General features: G+C 69.9%; 24 protein-coding genes and 1 pseudogene. 14 read left to right on the top strand and 11 right to left on the bottom strand.

The features are described from left to right. Nucleotides 1-119 (bottom strand): annotated as a pseudogene (locus QH270_RS06415) (O-succinylbenzoate synthase); the annotation flags it as partial. Between the two features lie 59 nt (nt 120-178). Continuing rightward, nucleotides 179-1348: a thiolase family protein gene (locus QH270_RS06410; protein WP_280339488.1), complete on the bottom strand. Its 1170-nt coding sequence runs from the start codon at nt 1346-1348 to the stop codon at nt 179-181. A gap of 93 nt (nt 1349-1441) precedes the next feature. Here QH270_RS06410 and QH270_RS06405 point away from each other — a divergent pair, with 93 nt between their 5' ends. Together QH270_RS06405 and QH270_RS06400 are read left to right on the top strand one after the other, a co-directional pair. After that, complete coding sequence (locus tag QH270_RS06405) at nt 1442-1957, top strand: winged helix-turn-helix transcriptional regulator (RefSeq protein ID WP_432420305.1); 516 nt, start codon at nt 1442-1444, stop codon at nt 1955-1957. Then, the gene (locus QH270_RS06400) at nt 1954-2610 is read left to right on the top strand and encodes an AAA family ATPase (RefSeq protein WP_280339487.1); all 657 of its coding nucleotides are present in this window, start codon (nt 1954-1956) and stop codon (nt 2608-2610) included. The genes QH270_RS06405 and QH270_RS06400 overlap by 4 nt, the downstream gene beginning before the upstream one ends. A 70-nt stretch (nt 2611-2680) precedes the next feature. Here QH270_RS06400 and QH270_RS06395 read toward each other — a convergent pair whose 3' ends face one another. After that, a complete protein-coding gene (locus QH270_RS06395) occupies nt 2681-3763 on the bottom strand; it encodes an ABC transporter ATP-binding protein (RefSeq protein ID WP_280339486.1) in 1083 nt (360 codons plus the stop codon). Nucleotides 3764-3907: 144 nt separating this feature from the next. Here QH270_RS06395 and QH270_RS06390 point away from each other — a divergent pair, with 144 nt between their 5' ends. The 4 genes from QH270_RS06390 to QH270_RS06375 all read left to right on the top strand — a co-directional run bounded on the left by QH270_RS06390 (nt 3908) and on the right by QH270_RS06375 (nt 7690). Further along, nucleotides 3908-4702, top strand: coding sequence for an LLM class F420-dependent oxidoreductase (locus tag QH270_RS06390; RefSeq protein ID WP_280339485.1), 795 nt, complete (start codon nt 3908-3910; stop codon nt 4700-4702). A gap of 68 nt (nt 4703-4770) precedes the next feature. Next, complete coding sequence (locus QH270_RS06385) at nt 4771-6567, top strand: ABC transporter substrate-binding protein/permease (protein ID WP_280339483.1); 1797 nt, start codon at nt 4771-4773, stop codon at nt 6565-6567. After that, the gene (locus QH270_RS06380; RefSeq protein WP_280339481.1) at nt 6564-7289 is read left to right on the top strand and encodes an amino acid ABC transporter ATP-binding protein; all 726 of its coding nucleotides are present in this window, start codon (nt 6564-6566) and stop codon (nt 7287-7289) included. The genes QH270_RS06385 and QH270_RS06380 overlap by 4 nt, the downstream gene beginning before the upstream one ends. 104 nt (nt 7290-7393) lie before the next feature. Continuing rightward, entirely contained in the window at nt 7394-7690 is a 297-nt protein-coding gene (locus QH270_RS06375) for a hypothetical protein (RefSeq protein ID WP_280339478.1), read from the top strand. Nucleotides 7691-7716: 26 nt separating this feature from the next. Here QH270_RS06375 and QH270_RS06370 read toward each other — a convergent pair whose 3' ends face one another. From QH270_RS06370 to QH270_RS06355, 4 genes are all read right to left on the bottom strand, one after another. Continuing rightward, nucleotides 7717-8955 (bottom strand): CHAT domain-containing protein, encoded by a 1239-nt coding sequence (locus QH270_RS06370; protein WP_280339476.1) that lies wholly within the window; start codon nt 8953-8955, stop codon nt 7717-7719. 256 nt (nt 8956-9211) lie between these two features. Beyond that, on the bottom strand, nt 9212-10726 hold the full coding sequence (locus QH270_RS06365; RefSeq protein ID WP_280339475.1) for a tetratricopeptide repeat protein: 1515 nt from the start codon (nt 10724-10726) through the stop codon (nt 9212-9214). A gap of 37 nt (nt 10727-10763) precedes the next feature. Continuing rightward, nucleotides 10764-11825, bottom strand: a complete 1062-nt coding sequence (locus tag QH270_RS06360; protein WP_280339474.1) for a hypothetical protein — start codon at nt 11823-11825, stop codon at nt 10764-10766. After that, on the bottom strand, nt 11825-13339 hold the full coding sequence (locus QH270_RS06355) for a hypothetical protein (protein WP_280339492.1): 1515 nt from the start codon (nt 13337-13339) through the stop codon (nt 11825-11827). Before QH270_RS06355 ends, QH270_RS06360 begins: the two co-directional genes overlap by 1 nt. A 150-nt stretch (nt 13340-13489) precedes the next feature. Between QH270_RS06355 and QH270_RS06350 the strand changes: the two genes are divergently transcribed. From QH270_RS06350 to QH270_RS06340, 3 genes are all read left to right on the top strand, one after another. Further along, nucleotides 13490-14002 (top strand): lipoprotein LpqH, encoded by a 513-nt coding sequence (locus QH270_RS06350; RefSeq protein ID WP_280339473.1) that lies wholly within the window; start codon nt 13490-13492, stop codon nt 14000-14002. A 40-nt stretch (nt 14003-14042) separates the two neighbouring features. Beyond that, nucleotides 14043-14843 (top strand): hypothetical protein, encoded by an 801-nt coding sequence (locus QH270_RS06345; protein ID WP_280339471.1) that lies wholly within the window; start codon nt 14043-14045, stop codon nt 14841-14843. A 133-nt stretch (nt 14844-14976) separates the two neighbouring features. Then, nucleotides 14977-17031, top strand: a complete 2055-nt coding sequence (locus tag QH270_RS06340) for a PhoX family protein (protein ID WP_280339470.1) — start codon at nt 14977-14979, stop codon at nt 17029-17031. Between the two features lie 58 nt (nt 17032-17089). Here QH270_RS06340 and QH270_RS06335 read toward each other — a convergent pair whose 3' ends face one another. Further along, nucleotides 17090-17833, bottom strand: coding sequence for a glycoside hydrolase family 25 protein (locus tag QH270_RS06335; protein WP_280339468.1), 744 nt, complete (start codon nt 17831-17833; stop codon nt 17090-17092). A 186-nt stretch (nt 17834-18019) separates the two neighbouring features. Here QH270_RS06335 and QH270_RS06330 point away from each other — a divergent pair, with 186 nt between their 5' ends. Then, on the top strand, nt 18020-18685 hold the full coding sequence (locus QH270_RS06330) for a pentapeptide repeat-containing protein (protein ID WP_280339467.1): 666 nt from the start codon (nt 18020-18022) through the stop codon (nt 18683-18685). 33 nt (nt 18686-18718) lie between these two features. Here the strand turns inward: QH270_RS06330 and ggh are convergent, their stop codons facing one another. Then, nucleotides 18719-20059: a glucosylglycerate hydrolase gene (gene ggh / locus QH270_RS06325; protein WP_280339466.1), complete on the bottom strand. Its 1341-nt coding sequence runs from the start codon at nt 20057-20059 to the stop codon at nt 18719-18721. Between the two features lie 104 nt (nt 20060-20163). Continuing rightward, nucleotides 20164-20616 (bottom strand): DUF6069 family protein, encoded by a 453-nt coding sequence (locus QH270_RS06320; protein ID WP_280339465.1) that lies wholly within the window; start codon nt 20614-20616, stop codon nt 20164-20166. 238 nt (nt 20617-20854) lie between these two features. Between QH270_RS06320 and QH270_RS06315 the strand changes: the two genes are divergently transcribed. Further along, complete coding sequence (locus QH270_RS06315; protein WP_280339464.1) at nt 20855-21544, top strand: SDR family oxidoreductase; 690 nt, start codon at nt 20855-20857, stop codon at nt 21542-21544. Nucleotides 21545-21904: 360 nt separating this feature from the next. Continuing rightward, entirely contained in the window at nt 21905-22696 is a 792-nt protein-coding gene (locus QH270_RS06310; protein ID WP_280339490.1) for a polysaccharide deacetylase family protein, read from the top strand. Nucleotides 22697-23051: 355 nt separating this feature from the next. On the opposite strand, the gene leuS is transcribed toward QH270_RS06310, so the two are convergent. Next, nucleotides 23052-25895: a leucine--tRNA ligase gene (gene leuS / locus QH270_RS06305; protein WP_280339462.1), complete on the bottom strand. Its 2844-nt coding sequence runs from the start codon at nt 25893-25895 to the stop codon at nt 23052-23054. A gap of 179 nt (nt 25896-26074) precedes the next feature. On the opposite strand from leuS, the gene QH270_RS06300 reads away from it, so the two are divergent. After that, on the top strand, nt 26075-26482 hold the full coding sequence (locus tag QH270_RS06300; RefSeq protein ID WP_280339460.1) for an SdpI family protein: 408 nt from the start codon (nt 26075-26077) through the stop codon (nt 26480-26482). A gap of 83 nt (nt 26483-26565) precedes the next feature. Continuing rightward, on the top strand, nt 26566-26798 hold a 233-nt coding region (locus tag QH270_RS06295; RefSeq protein WP_280339458.1), incomplete at its 3' end, for a hypothetical protein.

Genomic DNA, 26798 nt, shown 5'->3' with positions numbered 1-26798 from the left:
GGCGCCGGCCACCCGACGGTCGCCTGCTCGACCGCGGTGGCCAACCACCCGGCCGCCGCCCGGGCGTCGTACTCGGGAAACCCGCCGAACGCACCCCCCCCCCCCCCGCCCCGGCGCACCAACCCCCCCCGCCCGGGGGCGGGGCGGGGGGGGCGCCGCCCCCCCCCCCCGTCGGGGGTTACAGCCTTTCGATGATGGTGGCGTTGGCGAGGCCGCCCGCTTCGCACATGGTCTGCAGGCCGTAGCGGGCGCCGCGCTGGTGCAGTGCGTGGACGAGGGTGGTGGTCAGGCGGGCGCCGGAGGCGCCGAGCGGGTGGCCGAGGGCGATGGCGCCACCGTTGACGTTCACCTTGCTCAGGTCGGCGCCGGTCTCCTCGGCCCAGGCCAGGACGACGGGGGAGAACGCCTCGTTGATCTCGATCAGGTCGATGTCGGACAGGTCCAAGCCGGCCCGGCGCAGCACCTTCTCGGTCGCGGGGATCACCGCGGTCAGCATGAGCAACGGGTCGTCACCCGCGACGGCGAAGCTGTGCAGCCGGGCCAGCGGGCGCAGGCCGAGTTGCGCGGCCCGCTCACCCGACATGATGAGCACGGCGGAACTGCCGTCGCTGACCTGGCTGGCGGAGGCGGCGGTGATCTCCCAGCCGATCTGTGGGAAGCGGGCCGCCATGGCCGGGTCGTAGTAGGCGGGCGTCAGCTTCGCCAGCGTCTCGAGGGTGGAGCCGACGCGAATTCCCTCGTCGGCGGTCAATCCGCGCAGCGGGGCGAGCTCGTCGGCGAACAGTCCGTCTTTGGTTGCGCGAGCGGCCTTTTCGTGGCTGCCGAGCGCGAATTCGTCGAGCTGGGTGCGGGTCAGGCCCCACTTCGCCGCGATCAGCTCGGCGCTGATGCCCTGCGGAACGAGCTCGTCCGGATACCGTTCGGCGAAGGCGACGCCGGACAGGTCGGTGGCCCCGATCAGGTTGGCGCCCATCGGAACCCGGCCCATGGACTCGACGCCGGCCGCGACGACGATGTCGTACGCGCCCGCGATCACGCCCTGCGCGGCGAAGTGGATGGCCTGCTGGCTGCTGCCGCACTGCCGGTCGACGGTCGTCGCGGGCACCGATTCCGGGTATCCGGCGGCCAGTGCGGCCCGCCGCGTCATGTTCGAGCCCTGCTCGCCGACCTGGGTGACGATGCCGCCGATCACGTCGTCGACCAGGGCCGGGTCGATGCCGCTGCGCTCGATCACCGCGCGCAGGCTGTGCGCGAGCAGGTCGACGGGATGGACGTCGTGGAGTGCGCCGTTGGGCTTGCCCCGGCCGATGGGGGTGCGTACCGCTTCGACGATGACCGCGTCTCGCATGGGAGTCCTCTTTCGCGCTGGCTATATCAGGCAATAGTCAGCGTAGGCGCTAACTATCATCTACTCAAGTCAGAGATGGGTATGATGTCGGTCATGGCAGCCGTGATGGAAGGACCCTTGGCCGATCTGAGCAGGTGGGAGACCGAGGGCTGTTCGATCGCCAGAGCCATGGATCTCATCGGCACCCGCTCGGCCGTCCTCATCCTGCGCGAGGCCTACTACGGCACCACCCGCTTCGACGGCTTCGCCCGCCGTGTCGGCATCACCGACGCGGCCGCCGCGAGCCAGCTCCGCAAACTCACCGCCGCCGGCCTGCTGGAAAAGCGCCCCTACCGGGAAGAGGGCAAGCGCACCCGCAACGAGTACGTCCTCACCCAGATGGGCAGAGATCTGCTCCCCGCCGTCGTCGCCCTGTGGCAGTGGGGCGACACCTACCTCCAGCCGGGCCCGGCCCCCCTCCTGCGCGTCGACACCGAAACGGGCGAACCCGTCCGCGCCCGCCTGACCACTCCCACCGGCACCCCGGTCGAACTCGAACAACTCACCGTCCGCGTCAACCCCGACTACCTCCGCGCCCGCAAGAAGTCCGACCGCGACCGAACCCGATGAGGCAGAATCCGCACACCATGTTGCTGTGGATCAACGGCCCCTTCGGCGGCGGCAAGACCCAAACGGCATACGAGCTGCATCGGCGCCTACCCCGCAGCGTCGTGTGCGATCCGGAGACGGTCGGATTCGGTCTGCACCGGATGATGCCGGCCCGGTTGCGCGGCGACTTCCAAGACTTCCCGAGCTGGCGGCAGGGCGTCGTCGAGGTGCTCGACCACGTGCTGCGCGAACACGATGGACCGGTGATCGCGCCGATGACCGTCGCCGAACCCCGGTACTTCGCCGAGACCGTCGGGCGGCTGCGGGAGCAGGGACACGACGTCCGGCATTTCGCGCTGCTGGCGCAGCGGGCGACGGTGCTGGATCGGCTCCGTGATCGCGGCCTCGGCCTCGCGCCGATCCTGAAAGCGGTCGGCCGAGGCGATCTGTTGCTGCGGCGCGAACAGTTCGCGGTCGACCGGCTCGACTACTGCCTCGAACAGTTGGGCAAACCCGAGTTCGCCGAACAGATCTGGACCGATACGACGCCGGTCGCGGCGGTGGCGGAACGGATCGCCGACACGGTCGGGCTGCCGTTGACCCCGGCGACCGGCGGCCGGTTGCGTGCGAGGGCGCGGCGCGTGGCAGTCACCATCCGAAACGTTCGGCTGTGACGATGGCGTCGAGGTCTGCCCGAGCGCGACATCGCCGAATGGGCTCGGCGATGCCGCGGCAGGCGGGTGCTCAGCGGAGGCGGCGGCCGTCCGTGGCGCTGAAGAAGTAGATGTGCTCGGGGTCGGCGGTCAGGGTGAGCTGCTCGCCCTTGGCGGGGGGACGGCGCCAATCCACGCGGGCCACCACGGTTTCGCCGGTCTGGCCGCCGGCGCCGTCGGAGAGCGCGCGGCCGTAGACGTAGGCGTCGGAACCGAGCTCCTCCACCACGTCGACCTCCATGCGCAGACCACCGTCGCCCACCTCGAGGTGCTCGGGGCGGATACCGAGCACGACGGTGCCCTCGCCCGCGTCGACCACCGCGCGCGGCACCCGCACCGGGTAACCACCGATGGTGACGTTGCCGTCGGCGACGGGCAGCGTGAACAGGTTCATCGCGGGCGAGCCCATGAACCCGGCGACGAACATGTTGGCCGGATCGCGGTAGAGGTCACGCGGGGACGCGCACTGCTGCAGCAGCCCGTCCTTGAGCACCGCGACGCGGTCGCCCATCGTCATCGCCTCGACCTGGTCGTGGGTGACGTACACCGTGGTGGTGCCGAGCCTGCGCTGTAGCTGGGCGATCTGGGTGCGGGTCTGCACGCGCAGCTTGGCGTCGAGGTTCGACAGCGGCTCGTCCATCAGGAACACCTGCGGCTGGCGCACGATCGCGCGTCCCATCGCCACGCGCTGGCGCTGGCCACCGGACAGCGCCTTGGGCTTGCGGTCCAGGTACTGCTCGAGGTCGAGCAGCTGGGCCGCCTCGCGCACCCGCCGGTCCCGCTCGTCCTTGGACACCTTGGCCAGCTTCAGCGCGAAGCCCATGTTCTCGGCCACCGACATGTGCGGGTAGAGCGCGTAGTTCTGGAACACCATCGCGATGTCGCGATCCTTGGGTTCGGCATGGGTGACGTCGTTGTCGCCGATCAGGATTCGCCCGCCGTTGACCTCCTCGAGCCCGGCCAGCATGCGCAGCGAGGTCGATTTGCCACAGCCGGAGGGCCCGACCAGGACCAGGAACTCGCCCGCGGCGATCTCCAGATCGAGGGCGTCGACGGCGGGTTTGGTCGCGCCGGGGTAGAGGCGGGTGGCGCGATCGAAGGTCACGGTAGCCATGCGTAAATCAGTCATCCCATCCCGGCAGGAACGTGCCGGACGATCCGAGAACAGGGTCGCCAGGGATCGTAGCGGCCGCGCTGAACCGGCGCCCGATTCCGGGTAGCCTCGCTGACGGTGCCCACCGAGACCGAGGAGCGCGGTATGAGTCGTCCCATCCGTATCGGAGTCCAGCTTCAGCCCCAGCACGCGCCCGACTACGGGCTCATTCGCGACGCGGTGCTGCGCGCCGAGGACGCGGGCGTCGACATCGTCTTCAACTGGGATCATTTCTATCCCCTCACCGGCGACCCGGCCGGCGCGCATTTCGAATGCTGGACCATGCTCGGCGCCTGGGCCGAACAGACCGAGCGGGTGGAGATCGGCGCGCTGGTCACCGGCGGCGGCTACCGCAACCCCGATCTGCTCGCCGACATGGCCCGCACGGTCGACCACATCAGCGGCGGCAGGCTCATCCTCGGCATCGGCGGCGGCTGGTTCCAGCGTGACTACGACGAGTACGGCTACGAGTTCGGCACGCCCGGCACCAGGCTGAACCTGTTGAAGGACAACATGGCCCGGATCAGGGCCAGGCTCGGCAAGCTCACCCCGCAGCCGACGCGGCAGATCCCGATCCTGATCGGCGGCGGCGGTGAGCGCAAGACGCTGCGCCTGGTCGCCGAGTACGCCGACATCTGGCACTCCTTCGCCGATCTCGACGCGCTGCGGCGCAAGAACGAGATCCTCGCCGAACACGCGGCCGCGGTCGGCACCGACGCGAACCGGATCGAGCGCTCGGTGCAGTGGCAGGGCCGCGCCTCGGCCGACGCGTTGCGCGCGGCCGGCGTCACCCTGTTCACGGTCGGCGTCTCCGGTCCCGACTACGACCTGTCCACCCTGAAGCAGGCGATCGACTGGCGCGACGAGGTGAACCCCGAGCGGCTCGAGGGACTTGCCTGAGTGTTGCCGGTCACCGCGCAGGCGCGCGTATCCTGCCCGGTGCGGGGTTGCGGCTAGGGTTTATCGCCATGGCTGGTGTGCGTGCTGTGCGAACCCGGGCGCGGATCGCCGCGCTGCTGCTCCTCGTCGGCGTGGTCGCGACCGGGTGCGGCGGCGGCTCCGGCGGTGACCAGACCGCCCGCGATCTGTGTTCCCCGCCGGGGGAGAGCGCGGCCGCCGCGGCGCCGACGAACCTCGCGTCCTCGGAGACCGCGGGCACCGACCGCTACACCACGGCGACCACGGCGCCGGTCGAGTCGATCGACACCGGCAGGCTCGGGCTGCTGACTCCCGGCACGCTGAGCGTCGGCACGCTCTCGGACGCGCCGCCGAGCATCTGCGTGAACGGGCAGGGCTCGTTCACCGGCTTCGACAACGAGTTGCTGCGCGCGATCGGCGCGAAACTCGGACTGCGCGTCGAGTTCTCCGGCACCGAGTTCGCCGGTCTGCTCGCGCAGGTGTCGGGCAAGCGCTTCGATGTCGGCTCGTCCAACATCACGACCACCGACGCCCGTCGCGAGCTGGTCGGGTTCACCAACGGCTACGACTTCGGCTACTTCTCGCTGGTCGTGCCGCAGGGCAGCGCCATCAAGAGCTTCGCCGACCTGAACACCGGGTCACGCATCGCGGTCGTGCAGGGCACGGTGCAGGACGAGTTCGTGGTGAACCAGCTGAAGCTGGACCCGGTGAAGTTCCCCGACTACAACACCGCCTACGCGAACCTGAAGTCCGGTCAGGTCGACGCCTGGGTCGCGCCGTCGGCGCAGGCCGAGGGCGCGATCTCGCCCGGCGACGGAATCGTGATCTCGGAGAACACCTTCAGCCTCGACAACTTCGTCGGCTACGCCGTGGCCAAGAACAACCAGCCGTTGATCGACGCGCTGAACTCCGGCCTGGACGCGGTGATCGCCGACGGCACCTACGCCCGCCTCTACGCCGACTGGGTGCCGCGCGAACTCCCGCCGGGCTGGAAGCCGGGCTCCAAAGCCGCACCGGCGCCGCAACTCCCGGACTTCGCGGCCATCGCGGCCGAGCGCGCGCCGGGCGACACCGAGCAGGCGGTGCAGAAGTCGACACTGGAGCAGTTGAAGGACACGTTCTTCGACTGGTCGTTGTATCGCAAGGCCTTTCCCGACCTGATCAAGACCGGACTGCCGAACACCCTGATCCTGGCGGTGGTCTCGGGCGTGCTCGGCACCGTCCTCGGCATGATCCTCGCGGTGATGGGCATCTCCCGCACCCGTTGGCTGCGCTGGCCCGCCCGGATCTACACCGACATCTTCCGCGGCCTGCCCGCGGTGGTGATCATCCTGCTGATCGGGCTCGGCATCGGCCCGGTGACCAGGGGAATCACCGGCGGTAACCCGTACTGGCTCGGCGCCGTCGCGCTCGCGCTGCTCGCGGCCGCCTACATCGGGGAGATCTTCCGTTCGGGCATCCAGTCGGTGGAGGCCGGCCAGCTCGAGGCGGCGCGGGCCATCGGCTTCGGGTACCGGCAGGCGATGACGCTGGTGGTGATTCCGCAGGGTGTGCGCCGGGTGCTGCCCGCGCTGATGAACCAGTTCATCGCGCTGATCAAGGACTCCTCGCTGATCTACTTCCTCGGCCTGCTCGCCTCCCAGCGCGAGCTGTTCGCCGTCGGCCGTGACCTCAACGCCCAGACCGGCAACCTGTCGCCGCTGGTCGCGGCGGGTCTGATGTATCTGGTACTGACCATCCCGCTCACCCACCTGGTGAACTACATCGACGGGCGGATGCGCACCGGCAAACCGACGCCGGCCGACCCGATCGAGCAGGCTGTCATCACGGAAGGACGTGGAGCATGAGTGCTTCGCTCACTGGCACCGGGTTGCAGCTGACCCTGGGCAACAACCACATCCTGCGTGGGGTCGACATCCATGTGGAGGCCGGGCACGCGACGACCGTCATCGGCCCGTCCGGTTCGGGCAAGTCGACGCTGCTGCGCGTGCTGAACCGCCTGCACGAACCCGATTCCGGCGACATCCTGCTCGACGGCGAATCGGTGCTGCGCGAGGACCCCGACAAGCTGCGGCAGCGCATCGGGATGGTGTTCCAGCAGTTCAATCTCTTCCCGCACAGGACCGTCGCCGACAACATCGCGCTCGGTCCGCGCAAGCTGCGCGGCCTGTCCGCCGAGCAGGCGCGGGCGCTGGCCATGGAACAGCTCGAGATCGTCGGCCTCGCGGGCAAGGCCGATGCCAGGCCCTCGGCCCTGTCGGGCGGCCAGCAGCAGCGCGTCGCGATCGCCCGCGCGCTGGCCATGAAACCGGAGCTGATGTTCTTCGACGAGGCCACCTCGGCCCTGGATCCCGAGCTGGTCAAGGGCGTGCTCGCGCTGATGGCCGACCTCGCGTCCGGCGGTATGTCGATGATCGTGGTGACCCACGAGATGGGCTTCGCCCGCAGTGTTTCCGACAGCGTCGTGTTCATGGATCAGGGCGTCGTCGTGGAGACCGGCACCCCGGACGAACTGTTCGACGACGCCAAGACCCCGCGCCTGCGCCGCTTCCTCGACCAGGTCCTCTGACCAGGTCTTTCCGGCCGGACGGGGGTCGCAGCAACGCATGCGCAACTGTTAATGTCGGACGTGTTCCACCTGCGATCGACCGGTCCGAGTACAGGGAGATAGGCATGACAACGGCACACGTAGAACACCCCGAACACACGCACGTCCACGGCCCCACCTGCGGGCACGTCGCCGTGCCGCACGGCGACCACGTCGACTACGTGCACGACGGGCACCTGCATCGCGAGCACGACGGCCACTTCGACGAGTGCGAGCCGTCAGCACATGTCGAGCACACCACCCACGAGCACGAGCACGGCCCCAACTGCGGGCATGTCGCGGTCCCGCACGGCGACCACGTCGACTACATCCACGACGGGCACCGCCACGCCGTCCACGACGGTCACTACGACGAACACTGACCCGGCCTGAGGCGGCTCGCCGACGATCAGTCGGCGACCGTCGCGAAGGCCGACCAGAGCAGCGGCGCGTTCTCGGGGGCGGGGTCTGCGCGCCAGGCGGACAGGCGGGCCCGCTGCCAGGCCAGTAGCGCCGGTATCGGCTCGGCGACGTCGTGCGCGGCGTCCACCGCGCAGATCGCCGCCTGCAGTGGGCGGGCGGTGGTGGGGGTGAGGGTCTGGAAGGCGTGGTCGGTGGGGAGCGGCCAGCGGGTGGCGGTGACCAGTTCGGCGCCCGCGGAAAGCGCGGCGGTGGTGAGGCCCAGCGCTTCGGTGAAGCGTAGGTCGCCGCCGCTCTCGCAGGCGATCAGGGCGACCCTGCTCGGCATCGGCCACAGATCACGGCCCGCGACGGGAACCGGATCGAGAGTGTGGGTGCCGAGCAGGAGGTCCTTGGCCGACAGCGGGCGGTGCGATCGGGTGGGGGTGGCCAGGCCCCTGGCGTCGGCGGTGCAGCTCAGGTGGAGTTCGGCGTGTTCGCTCTCCCCCGATTCGGGCGGCGGGGCGGTGACGTGGCCGACGTAGACGAGTCGGCTCGCGCCCGCCTTCAGCGCATCGGAGAGCCAGGTGCGGTCGGTGTCGGCGCGGCGGAACAGGTCTACCGGGTCGGCGACCTGTGGCACCAGCCGGTCGTAGCGCCCGAAATGCTGGGCCACAAGGGTTTCCGGGTTGGGGCGCCCCAGGACCGAGCCGAGTTCCGAATCGGCCCGATAGCCGGGTACGCGGGGGTCGAGCACCGCGACGACAGGGAGCTCCCTGGTTTCCGACCAGCGCCGCGCGATCCGCTCCGGCGCGTGCACCACCGAGGCGGGCGCCAACAGGCTCACGTCGGCGATGTCCAGCAGGCGCAGCTCGGGATCGGGCGCGATGATCTCCCACGGCACCTGCGCCAGGCGCGGCGAGGGCTGGATCCGCAAATGCGGGCGGAGCCCGCGCTGGTACAGCTCGTGCAGTTGAACGGCGAGTCCGTAGGGCAGCAGGGTCCGCGAAAGCGCCTGGGCGAGAACTAGTTCAGCGCTCGGCTCGGCCAGAGCGCCCTGGTTCATCACCCGGCGTAGCTCGTCGGGCCGCGCGGGGTCGGGCACCGCCTCACCCAGGAGTTCGAGAACCTCGCGCACCTGGTCACGCGGCAGCACGCTCACGCCGCGCGCCGCGTAGTCATCGACCCAGCGCCAGGACACGTACACATCACCCGCGTCCGCCATCCGGATCACGGCGGTCGGTGTCATCGAGTTCATCGTCGAACCCCCGATGCAGCGTGCTGAGGAGCAGTCGTCTTTCCGCCCAGGGACTGCCCGGCGGGACGGCCGCGCCAGTCGTCTGCGGGCGGCCCCGCCGGGTGGCGGCCCCGTGCGGCGAGCGAAGCGGCCGTTGTGTCGATCAGGGTCGGCAGCGAGAGCCGACTACTCGCGGTCCGGTGGCTGTCCATGGCTGTGACGCGGAGCCAGGCTTCGCGGGGCCGCTCGGCACCTGACCGTGCGGTGTTCACAGCGGCACCACTCTGGCATCGCGCACGGGAACGCCGTAGCGCTCCTCGGCATGGGTGATGAAGTCCGACAGCACTATTCGGTCGTGGTCGCGGAGGCGGGGCGGTGCTGACACCGGGATGCCGGCGGCGGCCGCGACCTCGGCCAGGGCGTTACCGAGGTGCAGGACCGGGGTGGGGGAGGGCTCGGCGGGCGGCGGGTCGAGCAGCTGGAAATCGAGGGTCGGCGCGGTCGGCTCGGCGAAGGCGGCCAGGTCGAGAGTGGTTCCCGCGCACTGGGTGTCGACGAGATCGCTGACGAGCTGGGCGTTCCCGGACAGGGCGGCGAAGCGGAAGGCCAGCCGCATGGCCGGCTCGGCGATGGCGCGATGCCAGTGTTCGCGCTGGTTGCCGTTGGGCAGGGTGTGGCGGACGGCATCGATGGCGAGGGCGGAGGGCACCGCGAGGCCGACGGCCCGCGCGAGCAGCGTCGGATCGGGGCGGGCCCCTTGCTCGATCACGGTGTGCAGCAGCTCGGCGTGCCAGTAGTCGAGCTGGGCGCAGCGCAGGCCGAGGCCGTGCGCGGAGTACACGGCGAAGGCGTCGGCGAGGAGCGTCTCGCTCTCCGTCGCCGCGCCCATCGCGAAAGCGACTGTGGCGAGCCGTAATCGGACATCGGCCGCATCGAGTACCGCGCCGGTGCTGTCGAAGCGCTCCAGCGCGCGCAGGTACTGGGCGCGCGCTTCGGCGTGGTCACCGCGCCCTTCGGCGAGGAAACCCAGTGTCTTGTAGCCGATCCCGGCCCAGTGGCCGAGCTCCGCGGTCTCGAAGAACTTCTGGCTCGACCGCAGCGGCTCCTCGGCCTCGTCGTAGCGACCGGCGCGCACCAGCATGATCGCCAGGTTCTGCGCGGCCTCGGCGACGGCGGCCTCGTCGCCGGTCGCCGTGAAGGCGGTCATAGCCTGCCTGGCGAAGTCGAACGCGATGTCCCGCCTGCCGGTCTCGAAGGAACTCGTCGCCAGGTTCATCAATGGATGACCGGCCAGCGCCGGCGCGAAACGTTCGGTGACGCCCAGTGATTCGCGCGCGAGTTCGGCGGCGCGCGCCCACTGCTGGCGGTGTAGCGCGACAGCGGTCAGCGACAGCAGGCAGGCCACCCGCACCATGCCCTGCTCGGTGGTGTCGGCCAGCAGATCGCGCGCTTCCTCCAGCACGCGTTGCGCCTCGTCCAGCTCGCCGAGATGCTGCAACGCCTGCGAGAGATTCACCAGTGCGGCGGGCCGCTGGTGCGCACCGTCCGCGGGCAGCACCGCCAGCGCCGTCCGGAAGAGGTCGACCGAGCGGCGGTGCTCGCCGAGTTCGTCGGCCATGCTCGCGGCATTGATCAGCGCGGCGCTGCGCAGACGCGGCGCCGCGCCCTCGGCCGCGCGCTCGAAGATCGCCATCGCACCCGCGATGTCGCCGCGCTGGTAGGCCGCGTACCCCGCGGTGAGCTGGGTGTCGTCCTGATCGGAGGTCTCGCCTACCGCCGCCATGGTGCTGCTCCGTTTCCGAAGGGAAGGTGCGTGCGCATCAGAAGTCCGAATCATCCTCGGCGGCGGCGCGTTCCGCCGCGAGCAAGTCGTCCCCGGTACCGGCCAGCCGGTGCCTGACGAGATCGCGAATCGACGCGCGCATCGCCGACTCGTCGGGCAGCGGACTGTCCGACCCGACGCTCCGCACGAAAACGCCCACCGATACGAGGTTTTCGATGACGTCGGAGGTCCGCAGCTCGCCGACCCAGGCATCGCCGCGCCGAACCAGCGGAACCTCGGCGAGTGCGTCCGCAGCGCGCAGCCGCGCCAGGGGGCGCAGATGTTCGGGCACATCACGAGGACAGTCCGGCGCCGCGATCGCGGCGACCTCCACCGTCGTCACCCCGCCACCTCGTCGCACCTGCCACGACACCGACCGCGCCCCCGCGTCCACGAGCCCCGGCGGGCAGCATCGCCAATCCCAGTCCCCGGCGCCACGAGCCAACGCCAGCCCGGTCCCGCTCGCCTCCCCGCCCGCCGCGAGCGCGTAATCCTCCGCCCGCCCATCATGTCGGCTCGCCCCGCGCCCGCCCGAGGGAGCGGGCTCGCCGTGTCGGGGGGCCGACGGTTCGTCCGTCGACCCGTGCACACCGGCGGTGTCTGGGTCGTCGGCGCCGGACAGCACGGCTTCGCACACCTCCGACAGTGCGGCGATCTCCTTCGCGAGGGCGGCCGGGTCCAGGGCGGGGATGTTGTCGACGGTCGAGGCGGGCCACCAGCGGGATGCCCAGTGCGCGTAGGCGAGTCGACGCAGTGCGGTGACCAGTTCCGGGCGCGCGGGGGTGGCGGTGAGTTCGCGGTGGTGGCCCTCGTCATCGGCGACCGCGAGGGCGGTGTTCTCTCCGTAGACGGCCCACAGCCAGTCCTGCGCGGCTTCGGTGTCGTCGAGGGTGGCGGCCGGAAGCTGTTGTCCGGTGAGGAGACTCCACGTCAGGTGGCCGCCGGCGACTTCCAGGACCAGGGTGTCGAGGGCGGGCGCGCCATCGAGGACGGTCGGCGCGCCGTCGGGTCGCAGCGTCACGATGCCGGCGGCGGGGTGGTCGAGGCGGATCGTCGTCATCAGCTCGCCCTCGATTCGGGGACCATCGACGCGGCAGCCACGGTGAGTGCCTGTTTCACCCTGGCCCGATGATCGAGCATCACCGACCGCGCGACCCCGTCGAGCAGATCCCACAGCTCACCCGGCTCGAACACCGGCATGTCCCGCACGTCGCGCCCGTGTAACCGGACCCACAGCCTGCGCAGATACGGCCGCCACGGCGTGCGCAGTTCCGCGGCGACCACCGCCAGCGGCCCCTCGGCCCCGTCGCCGATCGCGTACCGCCGCGCCTGCAACACGTAGGCCTCCCGTCGCCAACGGCCGTTCACCACCTCGTGCGCCCGCGACTGCCCCGGGTTCCGCACCTCCGGCTCGTTCGCTCGCCGGCTACTCGCCACGGTGCCCGCCGATCTACGCGCACCGTCGTCGCGTACGGGTTCGACGCGGTCCCCGGACGATCCACTGCTCCCCTGGCCGGAACGGCCCGCTGACCGGAGCGAGCCGCGAGCGGCCGCGGGCTCGTCTTCCCTGGCCGTGCGGGCGTAGTCGCTCGACGGTGTCGGGACAGGCAGCATCTCGGCGGCCGAACCCAGCGGCGAGAGGCCGAGTGCCAGTTCGCAACCCACGGCGGCGGTGAGGCGGAGGGATTCGTCGAGCAGTCCCCATGGCGAGCACGCGCGAGTGATCTCGGTGGTCACCAGGTCCGGGATGGCGGGCAGGTCGGCGCGGTCGATACTGCCCTGGAGGACGGTGAACACGCGCTCGTACACGGTGCGGTCGAACGGGAGCGCGAGGGTGGCGGTCGACGCGGTCGCGCCGAGGCCAGGACACTGTGGACCGGTGTGCACCGTCAGCCCGAGGTCGTCGGCGCCGTAGGCCGGATGCGGGCGCCACAGGGCGATCCCGCGATGGGTGCCGGCCTTGTCGTCGAGCAGTTCGTCCAGCAGTGGGCCGGCGTCGGCCGGGTCGCCCTCGTGCGCGAGGGTGCTCGCCTCGAGCAGTTCGGTCAGCGCGGGGGCGTGATCGCGGGCGCCGTACTCCGACAGCGGGCGTCGCCGCCAGGCGAGGTCGACCAGCGCGGTCAGCTCGGCGCGCCGAACCGGCTCGGTCACATGCTCTTTCAGCGCGGCGGTGGTGCGGCCGCCGGTGCTGTCGTGTACCTCGCGGAGCACGGCTTCGGCGCGTGTGCGCGCGTCGGCGCCCGGCTCGCCGTGCAGCGTCGCCAGCTCGAAGCAGCGCTGGAAGTACAGGTCCTGGGCATTGCCCTCGGTGATCCGCAGGGCGCGGCGCGCCTGTTTGAGCTCGGTGAACCACGCCGCGCACGCGCGCAGCGTGTCCGAGCGCGCCAGCACCAGCGAGGTCAGCAGGGCGACCCCGTCGGGCGACAGCACGGTGCCGGCGCACAGCGGATGCTGCACCGGCCGGATGACCAGCGGATCCAGGATCAACTTCACCGTGCGCCGCAACGGCCCGCCCTGCGGTCCGCTCAGCGCCTCGACACCCGTGAGCCCACGCCACACCTCGTCGAGCACCATGGCGCGCGGTCTTCGCATTCGACCAGGTTAACGGCATTTCGGGCCCTTGGCGCCGCGAAAAGTTGGGATCGGTAGGGCCGTCGCGATTTCTACCTTTCTCTCAACGGGTCAACCACCACCGACCCGCTCGACCGAGAGAACGGAAACACCATGAACACCAAGCTGATCGCCGCCATCGCCGCCTCCGCCGCCGCCACCGCGCTGTTCGTCACCGGGTGCAGCGATTCCGGCAGCACCGCCACCCCGAGCAGCACCGGTTCGGCCGCCCCGGCCCCGGCCGCGGGCAAGTCCGCCGCCAGTGTGGACGGCAAGGCGTTCGACGCCAAGTTCGAGACCACCTGCGCCAAGCAGGGCAGCACGCTCGCGCTGGCGCTCACCGACCTGGCCAACGCCACCTACGGCAACCTCTCGGTCAGCGCCTCGATCGAGGGCGACACCGTGCAGGCGGTGGCCATCGCCGGCTCCCAGGGTGGCGCCAACGGCATGCCCTACGCGGTCGGCTACGGCAACGGCCAGCCCGGCGGCTCGGCCAAGCTCACCAAGGACGGCAACACCTTCAAGGTCACCGGTGAGGGCGTGAGCGCTCCCGACATGACCAACCCGCTGGCCGGCCCGGCCACCGCGAAGTTCGACATCACCTTCGCCTGCACCACCATCGCCTGACCTGTTCGCGACCCGGTCGCACCATTCCCGAGGAGGAACCATGAAATCCAAGCTGCGTGCGGCCGCGGTCGCGTTCGGAATCCTGTCCATCGGCTACTACCTGTACTACGGCCTCACCTACACCCCCGACGAGTTCACCGGCGGCATGCTCGGCTGGGTCGGCCCGCAGATGGCGCTGCCGATCATCGCTCTCACGATCGTCCCGATGGTGTTCGCCTTCACCGGCGACGGCATCTTGGAGGCCTTCACCGGCCGCAACAGCGGTGAGTTCCGCCAGGGCGAGGTCGGCATCGGCACCATCGTCTCGTTCCGCCAGACCGGGGTCTCGGTCAATGACCAGCCACAGGTCAAGATCGAGTTCCGGGTGGAGGGCGCCGACGGCAAGGTCTTCGACTCGCAGGCCAAGATGATCGTGCCGCTCACCGAGCTCGCCCTGCTGCAGCCCGGCGTGGTCCTGCCGGTGCGCTACCTGCCCGGCCGCACCGACAAGGTGGAGGTCGACCGCTCCGGCGACCAGAGCGCCGCCCAGCGGGCGATGAACGAATCGCTCATCCGCAAGGGCATCACCACCCGCGCCAAGCTCGACATCGCCGAGCGCGGCATCGCGGCCCAGGCCGTGGTCCGCAGCCTGGACGTGCCGGGCCGCATCCGCGGCGGGTACACCGAGGTGGCGCTCGGGCTGGTGGTCACCCGGCCCGACGGCACCACCTTCGAGGCCTGCGTCGACAAGTACCTGCCGCCGACGGCCATCGGATCGGTGCAGGTCGGACGGATCGTGCAGGCCCACTACCTGCCCGGCGACGAACAGGAGGTAGTGATCGCGCTGCCGGTCAACGCCTGATGACACCCGGACCTCTCTGAACTCGGCGAGTACACCACTCGCCGAGTTTTGGTCGTGTGTTCATCTACGCGTTCCCGACGGCTCGCCTGCGATGCCTACCGTGCGGCGAAGTCCGACCTACACAGGAGTCACCGTGAGTCTGAAACCGCTCGCCCTGTTCGTCAAGCACGACGGTCAGTCGTCACGAGCCGCCATCACCTGCGCGTACAAGTGCGGCAGCGCGTGCTTCCACGAGGTGCCCAATGACTCCGCGAACGAGTACTTCGGCGATATCGTCGCGCGCCTGAACCGTCGTGGGCTGCTCAAGGGCGGTGCCGCCGCGGTGCTCGCCGTCGGCGCGGCGAGCGCGCTGGCCGCCTGCGGTGACGACAGCTCCGACACCGGCTCGACGCCCACCGGTTCGCCGGGTACCGGCACCGGGTTCACCGCTGTCGCGCCGAACAAGGAAGACGCGGTCGTCGTCCCCGAAGGCTACGAACAGTCCGTGGTGATCCGCTGGGGCGACGCCGTCGTCGAGGGCGCGCCGCAGTTCGACTTCGACAAGCAGACCCCCGCCGCGGCGGCGCAGCAGTTCGGCTACAACTGCGACTTCGCCGGCCTGCTGCCGATCGAGGGCGAGGCCGACAAGTACGTGCTGGTGGTCAGTCACGAGTACAGCACCGAGCCGATGATGTTCCGCGGCTACAACAAGGACGCGCCGACCCGCGAGCAGTTCGAGATCGCGCTCGCCTCACACGGTGTGAGCGTCGTCGAGGTGCACGGCGTATCGGGTTCCGGGCAGTTGAAGCCCGCCTTCGGCAAGTACAACCGCCGCATCACGGCGACGACCGAATTCGAGGTCAAGGGTCCGGCCGCGGGCAGCGCACTGCTCAAGACCAAGGCCGACCCCACCGGCACGAAGGTGCTCGGTACCCTCAACAACTGCTCCGGCGGCGTGACCCCTTGGGGCACTGTGCTTTCCGGAGAAGAGAACTTCAACCAGTACTTCGGCAACGCCGAGACGGTGACCGACGCCGACGCGGCCAAGCGGCTCAAGCGCTACGGCATCGAAGGCAAGGCCTCGGAGCGAAAGTGGGAGACCTTCGACGCACGCTTCGACATCGCCCAGGAACCCAACGAGGTGAACCGATTCGGCTACGTCGTCGAGATCAACCCGTGGGACGCCACCTCGGTGCCGGTCAAGCACACCTCGCTGGGTCGGTTCAAGCACGAGGCCGCCACCGTGCACGTCACCGGTGACGGCAGCGTCGTCGCCTACAGCGGCGACGACGAGCGCTTCGACTACATGTACAAGTTCGTCTCGAAGAAGAAGGTGCAGTCGGGCGTCGGCGCCTCGGCCATGCGCCACAACATGACCATCCTCGACGAGGGCACCCTGTACGTCGCCAAGCTCACCGGCGACCACGCCGCCGAGATCGACGGCTCCGGCAAGGTTCCCAACGGCGGCTTCACCGGCAAGGGTCAGTGGATTCCGCTGCTCGAGACCGGCGCCGACGGCAAGGGCAAGTCGCTGGTCGAGGGCATGTCGGCCGAGGAGGTCGCGGTGTTCACCCGCCTCGCGGGCGACAAGGTCGGCGCCACCAAGATGGACCGCCCCGAGGACTTCGAGACCAACCCCAAGACCGGCAAGGTCTACGTCGCGCTCACCAACAACACCAAGCGCGGCGAGGAAGGCAAGGCGGGTCCCGACGAGGCCAACCCGCGCAAGCTGAACAAGAACGGCCAGGTCCTCGAGCTCACCGACGACCACACCGGTACCGATTTCACCTGGACGCTCCTGCTCGTCTGCGGTGATCCGGCCGCCGCCGACACCTACTTCAGCGGCTTCGACAAGACCAAGGTCAGCCCGATCTCCTGCCCCGACAACCTGGCGTTCGATCCCTACGGCAACCTGTGGATCTCCACCGACGGCAACGCGCTGAAGTCCAACGACGGGCTGTTCGCGGTCGTCCTCGACGGGCCCAACCGCGGCGAGACCAAGCAGTTCCTCACAGTGCCCAAGGGCGGTGAGACCTGCGGTCCGATCGTCACCGAGAAGCAGGTGATCGTCTCGGTGCAGCATCCCGGCGAGGCCGATGACGCGACCACCGACAACCCGCTGTCGCATTGGCCCGACGGCGGCACCGCGCAGCCGCGTCCGTCGGTCGCGGTGGTGTGGAAGAAGGGTGGCGGCCGCATCGGCAGGTAGCCGCGATCCGCGCGCGAGACCGCCACTCGACTGGGCGAGTGGCGGTCTCGCCGTCGTCCTAGCTGCTGCCGAACAATCCCGACATGTTGGCGAAGCGGGCGAAATCGGTGTGCGTGGCGTTGAACCGGTTGACGTCGGTGGCGCCGCCGATGCCGGGAACGCTGCCGCGATCGGTGGTCTGCCAGAAAGTCCACGTGGGCCAATTGCCGGGGACGTCGGGCTCGGGGTTGCCGCTGTAGTCGGCGATCCACAGGGGGTGGTGGGTGAACAGGCTGGTGTCGGCCATGGCCGTCTTCCAGAAGTGGGGATAGGTGTAGATGATCGCGGTGCGCCCGGTCAGCGCCCGTACGGTGGCGAGATAACGCTCGGTCCAGTTGATCAGGTCGGCCGGGGCGAGGCCGCCGGAGGTTTCCAGGTCGAGCACCGGGGGCAGGTCGAGCGGGCCGTTCTGCCCGAGGACCGTGGCCGCGTACATCGCCGCCTGCGGTTCGGGCGGCAGCTCCGGCCTGGCGAAATGGTAGGTACCCCGGGCCACACCCGCCGTGCGCATCAGGATGCTGTCCGGGACGAAATACGGATTGACGTAGTGCAGTCCCTCGGTGGCCTTCACCATCGCGAACTGATGACCGGCCGCGCGCACGGCGTGCCAGTCGATCATCCGGCCGTCCACGTGCTGCCAGGACGACACATCGGGACCGCTCGGCTCGGCCTGCGCGAGCGCGGGCACGAGCCCGGCCAGCGCGACCACCGACAGCGCGGTGCAACCTCGGCGAACCGTCGAACTCCAGCGCTTGGTGTCCATGGCCCTCGACCGTAGTGCCCGCGAACCCGTGTGACCAGCGGTGTTGATGGGGTGTCCGGGAATAGTTGTGACCGGTGAAGGGGCGGTATATCACCCGGCGAAGGCCGCGACGGCGGCGAACCGGTCGTCCGGCGGCACCGGTGGGCCCCGTATGTTGGGCGCGTCCGCGGAGACGGGAGTGGTGGCGTGGTGCGTAAGCGTGAGGTGCGGTTCGAACCGAAGGTGGCCGGGCTCGGTGCCCTGCCGGAGGCGGCATCGCCAGGCGACGACCCGGCCGACGACGGCAGCGTGTCCGGGGTCGAGTATCGCGGAGCCGACTTCGCCGAGTCACACGTCTACGGGTGGACCGTCGAGCAGTGCCGGTTCGACAGCGTCCGATTCCCCAGCACGCTGCGGCAGGCCAGGATCGACGAGGCCGAGCTGCGGGTGTGCGATCTCGCCAATGCGCAGGCCGACGATTCGTCGATGTTCGAGACCGCGATCGCGCACGGCAGGCTCACCGGATTGTCGTGGACCGCGGGCGTGCTGCGCGATGTGCTGATCGACTCGACGCGCGCCGACCTGGTCTCTTTCGCCGAATCGCGTTTGCGCACAGTAGTTTTCCGCGACTGCGACCTGCGCCAGGCGGATTTCCAGCGGACCGATCTCCGCGATGTCCGGTTCGAACGCTGCAATCTCGCCGGCGCCCGCTTCGCCGATGCCAGGATCCAGCAGAACGTGCGCTTCGAGGAGTGCGATCTCACCGGCGTCATCGGGCTCACCGCGCTGCGCGGTGCCGTCATCCAGGGCGGCGACCTGGTATCGCTGGCGGCCACGCTCGCCCGTGAGCTCGGTATCACCGTCGAAGGGTAGTAGTGCCCTCGTCCGTGGTCGTGTGGAGTGGCGTCAGCCGAGCCAGTCGAGGACTGAGGCGGCGGTCCAGGACTGCTGCATGCTGCCCAGCGGCGCGCCCGTGAAGGGTTCGTAGTACTCGGCGAAACTGCCGTCGGCGGCCTGCCGCAGGCCCTCGGCGCGCAGCATGTGCGCGCGTTCGGCCCAGCCGCGGCGCGCGAACGCCCAGGAGAACAGCCAGCTCATCACCGGCCAGACCGGGCCGCGCCAGTACTCGCGTGGCCGGAAGTCCTTGGAGACCGGCGAGGTCGAGGGCGGCAGGGCGTAGCGCAGGTCGGGATGACCGCAGAAGCGCGGGCCCTCGAACGTGTTGAGCAGCGCGCGTTCGGCGTGCCGTGGCAGCCCGCCGGCCAGCAACGGCGCGAACATAGCCAGCGTCTCGGTATTGATCCAGCGTTGCAGCCGCACGTCGTAATCCCGTGCGGCGCCGGTGCGTTCGTCGGCGGTGGCGACCACGCCCTTGCGGAAGCGTTCGGCCCAGCCGTGCAGCTCCCGGACGTCGGCGTGCGGTTGCTTGTACTCCTCGCCGATGTCGGCGAGCACCTCGCAGGCCAGCGCGAAGATCGCCGAGACGAACACGTCCTCCACGGCGAAACTCATCACCGAGGTGAGCTGGTAGTCGTCGTAGGAGGCACGCCGCATCTGTTCGACCAGCCACAGGTAGCGGTCGTATTCGCGGTCGCTCGGGCGCTGAGTGGGGTCGGAGATGATCGCGGTGTCGGCGCGGCGGTAGGGCGGCAGGTCGGCGCCGGGCACCACATTGGCGTAGGCGCGATCCCAGCGCGGCGAGTTGTCCATGCCGGACTCCCAGCCGTGGTACAGCGTCACCCGCCCGGTCTCCTTGGGGTCGCGGGCGTGCGCGAGCCAGCGGTGCCAGCGCACCAGGTCCGGCCAGCGCCGGTTCAGGAATTCCTCGGCGACCGCCCTGGTGGAGCGGCCGTGCCTGCGGGAATGGTCGAGAATGCGCTGGACCGCGATGGCGTGCACCGGCGGCTGGGTGATGCCGGAGGTGTCGGGGCCGTCGGGGGCGTTGGCCGCCAGCCTGCGGCATTCCCAGCGCGCGGGACCCGGGAAGTACCCGTCCACGCCGTTGGCGAAGACGATGTGCGGGATCATCCCGTTCTTCCACTGCGCCGAGAGCAGCGTGTCGAGTTCGACGACCGCGCGCTCCACGCTCAGGGGCGCCAGGCCGACCGCGACGAATGCCGCGTCCCAGCTCCACATGTGCGGATAGAGGCGGGGCGCGGCGCTCGTCATCGTGCCCAGGTCGTTGCCGCGCAGGAGATAGGCGGCGCGGGCCGCGAGCTGCGTGGGGGTGAACCCGGGATCGGACATCCCTCTATTCTGCGGCTGCCCTGGCCCGATGGCATCTCGGCACGGCTGTGACTATCAGTACCCGCCTTGACGCGCCTCGTTCTGCGCGGCGGTGCCGACCGAGTTCAGCATGGTGGTGATCGCCAGGCCGATGACCAGGTTGAGCGAGGCGGTCGCGATCTTGGCGTCCAGATCGGCGATGAGGTGAACGGCAGGATCACCGCCACCGCGGTGCACAGTAGGCAGATCCAGGTGAAGAACGTCATCGGGCTCGGCATGGCGAGCAGCAGCACCATCAGCAGTGCCGTCGCCAGCAGTGCGGCGCCCGCGGCGGCCACCGCGTAGGACGTGGTCGACACCGAGCCGTAGGTGCCCGCCCCTTCCGGCGCGAGGATCGCGATGCCGAGCACGCCCCGGATCAGCATGATCGCCACCACGACGAGCAGCGCGGCGACAACCGCGGTGCCGATTCCGCCCGCCCACAACTTGCCCACATTGATCTTGGGCTGCGGCGGCTGTCCCTGGTTCGGTGGATACTGCGGGTTCGCTGGATCGTAGTTGTACCGGGGATCGGTCATGCCTCGACGGTACAAGCGCTGGCCCCTGATCTGCGCCGAAATGGGCACGGTGTCGTAATGCCCGCGGACCTGGCCGGATTTGCCCGAATCCGGAAGGGGTGCCAGGATTCGCCGATGTCGTCCGGTTCGCACGGGGGTAGCGGGCTGGATTCGCGCGGCGACGGCGGTAGCTCCGGCCGTGGGTCGGCGGCCGACCCACGCGTCGTTGGCGATCTGTGTCTGCCGTTAGCGTGGGCGTATGACGGTGACCAGTACTCCCGCCCCGACCGCCTTGATCACCGGCGCCAGCCGTGGACTCGGCGCGGCGATCGCCCGTGAACTCGCGCCGACCCATGAGCTGCTGCTCGGCGCGCGCTCGGCCGACGCCCTCGCGCCGATCCTGGCCGAACTGCCCGCCGCGACCGGGTGGCCCGTCGCGCTCACCGACTATCCGGCCGTCGCCGCGGCGGCGGAGTCGATCGAGCGGCTCGACGTGCTCGTCCACAACGCGGGGGTCGCCGACCTCGGTACTGTCGCGCAGTCCTCGGTGGACCAGTGGCGAACCACCCTCGAGGTCAACCTGATCGCCGTGGCAGAACTGACCAGGATCCTGCTGCCCGCCCTGCGCGCCGCGAACGGCCATGTCGTGCTGATCAATTCGGGCGCCGGGCTGCGCGCCAACGCCGGCTGGGGCTCGTACGCGGCGAGCAAGTTCGGCCTGCGCGCCTTCGCCGACGCCCTGCGCCTCGAGGAACCGTCCCTGCGCGTCACCTCGATCTTCCCCGGCCGCATCGACACCGACATGCAGCGTGCGATCGTCGCCGACGAGGGCCGCGAATACCGCCCGGAGGAATTCCTGACCGCCGAGACGGTGGCCGCCGCGGTGCGGACCGCGGTCGACACGCGGCGCGACGCGCACCCGACGGAGATCGTGCTGCGGCCGCGCTGACGCTGGCCCGGCCGTGCGGCGCGCACCTCGCTGAGGCAGGCCCGATCGTGCTGCGCCCGCGTTGATGGTGCGCATCCCACGGGATCCGGATGGTCGATCGCCGCGGGACCTCGTCGTACGCGTCAGCGGTCGCTCCGGCGTGGTGCGCACCGGCCGCCGCTGGATCCATGCCCCGCGCCGCTCGCTTCGGTATGGTCGCCTGTCGTGCGCGCACTCGGTCGGGTTGTTCGCACGCAGGTGCCCGCCGGTTCAGCTGGTCGACGGATTCGGTGGGTACGGTCCCGCTGTTTTGATCCGTGCCCTGGTCCAGCGGCCCAGGCGCACCCGTCGAAGAGGGGTTCGTCCGTGGACAGACGTCGAATGCTGGCTTTGCTCGCCGCGGGTGGCGCGGTGGCGCTGACCGGGTGCGCGACCGCCGAGGGCGAGACGGCCGGGTCGGCGGGCGAGATTCCCACCCCACCGGCGCCCGCGCCCGCTCCGGCACCCGTCACGCCGATGCTCCCGCCGCCGCCCGGCGGACCGAAGTCGATCATCGCGGCCGAGACCATCACCGAGCTGCCCGGCCCCGGCACCAGCATGGCGCTCACCGTCGACGACGGCGCCAGCCCCGAGGTCGTCGGCGCCTACGTGCAGTGGGCGAAGGACACCGGCGCCCGCTTCACCTTCTTCGTCACCGGCTACTACGAATCGTGGACGATCCACCGCGCCGCCCTGCGCCCGCTGGTCGATTCCGGTCAGATCCAGCTCGGCAACCACACCTGGGACCACCCCGCGCTCACCAAACTCGGCGCCACCGGCATCGCCGACCAGCTCGGCCGCACGAAAGACTTCCTGCGCAACACCTTCGGCGTCGACGGCACTCCGTTCTACCGCCCACCCTTCGGCTACCACAACGCCACCGTCGACCGCGTCGCCGCCGACCTCGGCTACACCGTCCCCACGATGTGGGAAGGCTCCCTCTCCGACTCCGGCCTGATCACCGAGGAATACCTGATGGAGTGCGCGCGAAAGTATTTCGCCGCCCAGAAGATCATCATCGGCCACGCCAACTTCCCCCCGGTCACCCACTGCTACGGCCAACTCGTCGACATCATCCGGGAGCGAAACCTCGCCCTGGTCACGTTGAACGACGTCCTCCAGGTCAGGGCCTGAAGGGCTACATCTTCGGGTCCGCCACCCATGCAATAGCTTTGAGCTATGATCGCTACCGCTGCTCGAGGGGGGCCAGGAAATGGCGTAGCCCCGGCGATGTGACCGAGTCAGTGATCGTTCCGGGGCCTTCGTCAACAAGTGTAGGGGTATCGCAGCATGTCCACGTGCCGATGCCGTCGATTTGGCCGGCTGGATCTCACCCGATGCCGCCGCCTGGATTCGGGCGCGGGAGCGGCTGAGCCAGGTTTACCGCGTCAAACCCGTAGCGCCCCGGTCTTCGGTGAACTGATCAGCGGCGCTGCCTGTAGGGCAAGGCAATGTACCTGCCCTACAGGCGCGGTGGTCGACCGGACAACTACGGAACGATGTTCACCATCTTGCCCGGGACGACGATGACCTTGCGTGGGGCCGCGCCCTCGAGCAGGGCGACGATCTTCTCGTCGGCCAGGGCGGCGGCCTCGATGGCGGCGGGGTCGGCGTCGGCGGGGACCTGGATGCGGCTGCGGACCTTGCCCTTCACCTGGATCGGGTATTCCACCGAGTCCGCGACCAGCAGAGCCGGGTCGGCGGTGGGGAAGGGGCCGTGGGCCAGGGACGTGGTGTGGCCCAGGCGTTCCCACAGTTCCTCGGCGATGTGCGGGGCGAGCGGGGCCAGCATCAGCACCAGGGGTTCCACGGCGGCACGGGGGGCGCCGTCGGGGTAGTTCTTGGTGAGGTGGTTGGTCAGCTCGATCAGCTTGGCGCCCGCGGTGTTGTCGCGCAGCGCGGCCAAGTCCTCGTCCACGCCGGCGATGGTGCGGTGCACGAGGCGCAGGGTTTCGTCCGAGGGCGCGGCGTCGGTGGCCTTCACCGCGCCGGTCTCCTCGTCGATCGCCAGGCGCCACACCCGCTGCAGGAAGCGGTGCGCGCCGACGACGTCCTTGGTCGCCCACGGCCGCGAAGTGTCCAGCGGACCCATCGACATCTCGTAGAAGCGGAAGGTGTCGGCGCCGTACAGATCGCACATCTCGTCGGGCGAGATGGCGTTCTTCAGCGACTTGCCGATCTTGCCGTACTCCTGGTTCACCTCGATCTCGACGCCGTCGGCGCCGGTCCAGAAGAACTTCCCGTCCCGCTCGACCACCTCGGCGGCGGGCACGTAGGTGCCGCGCGCGTCGGTATAGGCGTAGCCCTGCACGTAGCCCTGGTTGAACAGGCGCCGGTAAGGCTCGCTGCCGGACACGTCGCCCAGGTCGAACAGCACCTTTTGCCAGAACCGCGCGTACAGCAGGTGCAGCACCGCGTGCTCGACACCGCCCACGTACAGGTCGACGCCGCCCGGGTCGTTCGGGCCGTGCTCGGCCGTGCGCGGACCCAGCCAGTACTTCTCGTTCTCCTCGGCGCAGAACGCCTCGGTGTTGGTGGGATCGGCGTAGCGCAGCTGGTACCAGGAGCTACCGGCCCAGTTGGGCATGACGTTGGTGTCGCGGCGGTATTTCTTGGGTCCGTCGCCCAGGTCCAGTTCCACGGTGACCCAGTCGGTGGCCTTGGCCAGCGGCGGAGACGGCTCCGAGTTCGCGTCGTCCGGGTCGAAGGTGACCGGGGCGAAGTCCTCCATCTCCGGAAGTTCCACGGGCAGCATGGATTCCGGCAGCGCGTGCGCGACGCCCTGCTCGTCGTAGACGATCGGGAACGGTTCGCCCCAGTACCGCTGGCGCGCGAACAGCCAGTCGCGCAGCTTGTACTGGACCTTGCCGGTGCCGTGGCCGTCGGCCTCCAGGTGCCCGATCATCACGGCCTTGGCCTCGTCGACCGAGAGTCCGTTCAGGAAGTCGGAATTCACCAGCTCGCCGTCGCCGGCGTAGGCGCCCTCGGTGATGTCGCCGCCGGAGATCACCTCGACGATCGGCAGGCCCAGCGCGGTGGCGAAGTCCCAGTCGCGGCTGTCGTGGCCGGGCACGGCCATGATCGCGCCGGTGCCGTACCCGCTCAGCACGTAGTCGGCGATGAAGATCGGCACCTGCTTGCCGTTGGCGGGGTTGGTGGCATAGGAACCCAGGAAGACGCCGGTCTTCTCCTTGTTCTCCTGCCGCTCCAGATCCGACTTGGCCGCGATCGACTCGCGGTACGCCGCAACGGCTTCCGCGGGGGTGGCGGCGCCGCCGTTGGTCCAGCCCGGCTCGGTGCCGTCCGGCCAGACGGTCGAGGTCAGCTTGTCGACCAGCTCGTGTTCGGGCGCCAGCACGACGTAGGTGGCGCCGAACAGGGTGTCGGGCCGGGTGGTGAACACCTCGAGCGTCTCGCCGTCGGCCTCGAAGCGCACCTGCGCGCCGCGCGAGCGACCGATCCAGTTGCGCTGCATGGACTTCACGTTGTCCGGCCAGTCCAGCTCGTCCAGGTCGTCGACCAGGCGATCGGCGTAGGAGGTGATCCGCATCATCCACTGCCACATGCGCTTACGGAACACCGGGAAGTTCCCGCGCTCGCTGCGGCCGTCGGCGGTGACCTCTTCGTTGGACAGCACGGTGCCGAGGCCGGGGCACCAGTTGACGATCGAATCCGACTGGTACACCAGGCGATACGAGTCCAGCAGCGCCCCGCGCTCGGCGGTGCCCATGCTGTTCCAGTCGCCATCGGGGACGGCGCGCGCCCCGGTGGCGAACTGCTCCTCCAGCTCGGCGATCGGGCGGGCCCGACCGGCCTCCTGGTCGTACCAGGCGTTGTAGATGCGCAGGAAGATCCACTGCGTCCAGCGGTAGTACTCGGGGTCGGTGGTGGCGAAGGAACGCCGCGAGTCGTGGCCCAGACCCAGCCGGTCCAGCTGCCGCTGCATCGTCGCGATGTTGGACTCGGTGGTCACCCGGGGGTGCGCGCCGGTCGCCACGGCGTACTGCTCGGCGGGCAGGCCGAAGGCGTCGTAGCCGAGCGCGTGCAGCACATTGCGGCCGCGCATGCGGTGGTAGCGGCCGAAGACGTCGGTGGCGATGTAGCCCAGCGGGTGGCCGACGTGCAGGCCCGCACCCGAGGGGAACGGGAACATGTCCTGGATGAACAGCTTGTCGGCCGGCGTGTCGCCGGCGAGCGGACCCACCGGGTTCGGCGCGTGGAAGGTGCCGCGCTCGGCCCAGTTCTGCTGCCAGCGCCGCTCGATCCGCCCAGCCAGCTCGGCGTTGTACCGGTGCTGAGGTACGTCACTCTCGGTTGCACGAGTGTCCTGCACGGTCCTGCCTTCTTGTTCTCGCCGATCCCCGGTAAACATCGTCTAACAGGGTAGAACGTCGGTGCCAGCCGATTTCCACGGGCCGAGACCGCGCGGCGCGCCGTCGGGCCGCTGTGTGGGCGGTCACCTTGCGGGGAGCGCGCGATCGGGGCCCGGCGCGGGTGCGCTAGCCTGCAGGAATGGTCGTCGTCGCTTCCCTGCTGTTCGCGCTGGCCGCGGTCGCCATCGTGACCGGTGTGCTCGGACTGCTCGGCAAACTGCCCCGCAACCGCTTCCTCGGTGTCACCACCGAAGCCGCCCTACACAGCGACGACAATTTCCGCATCGCCAATCGCATCGCCGCCCCCACCTCGGTCGGCGCGGGCGCGCTGCTCTTCGCCGGTGGCCTGGTCGCCCTGGTCGCGGGCGGATTCGCCGGTCTCGGCGTCGCGGTCGTGGTGGCCGTGATCGCCGTGTTCACCCTCGGCGCGGGCGCGAACGCCGCGGCCCGCACCGTCGAGCCTCTCCTGCCGCCCGCCCCCGTCGGCGGCTGCGGTTCCTCGTGCGGCGGCTGCTCGCTGCGCGACACCTGCGCACCCGCCAACTGAGCCGGTCCGCGACCCCCACAATTCACTGGCCTACGGCCCGTTGCTTCGGTACAACGGAGGTAGGAACTGAGCCGGGGGGATTCATGAAGTATTTCGGTTCGGCGGCGCTGCTCGCACTCGTCGGAATCATCGTGGCGAACGTGTGGCCCGTCGCCGGGATCGTCGTCATCGTGGCCGCCGTCGGTCTGGCGGTCGCCGGCGCTGTCCGGATCAGACGCGAAGACAAGTTGCTGAGCACCCGCAAGTCCGACCGGCGCTGGTGGGCCTCCGGTGGCGCGGGGGGCGCCGCGGGGGGGGGGGGGGGGGGAGATTTGGG

Source organism: Nocardia neocaledoniensis (genome assembly GCF_029868625.1).
In the GTDB taxonomy this organism is placed as follows: Bacteria; Actinomycetota; Actinomycetes; order Mycobacteriales; family Mycobacteriaceae; genus Nocardia; species Nocardia neocaledoniensis_A.
The sequence above is the reverse complement of the archived record's forward strand: the minus strand, read 5'-3'. Positions and strand labels throughout refer to the sequence as shown.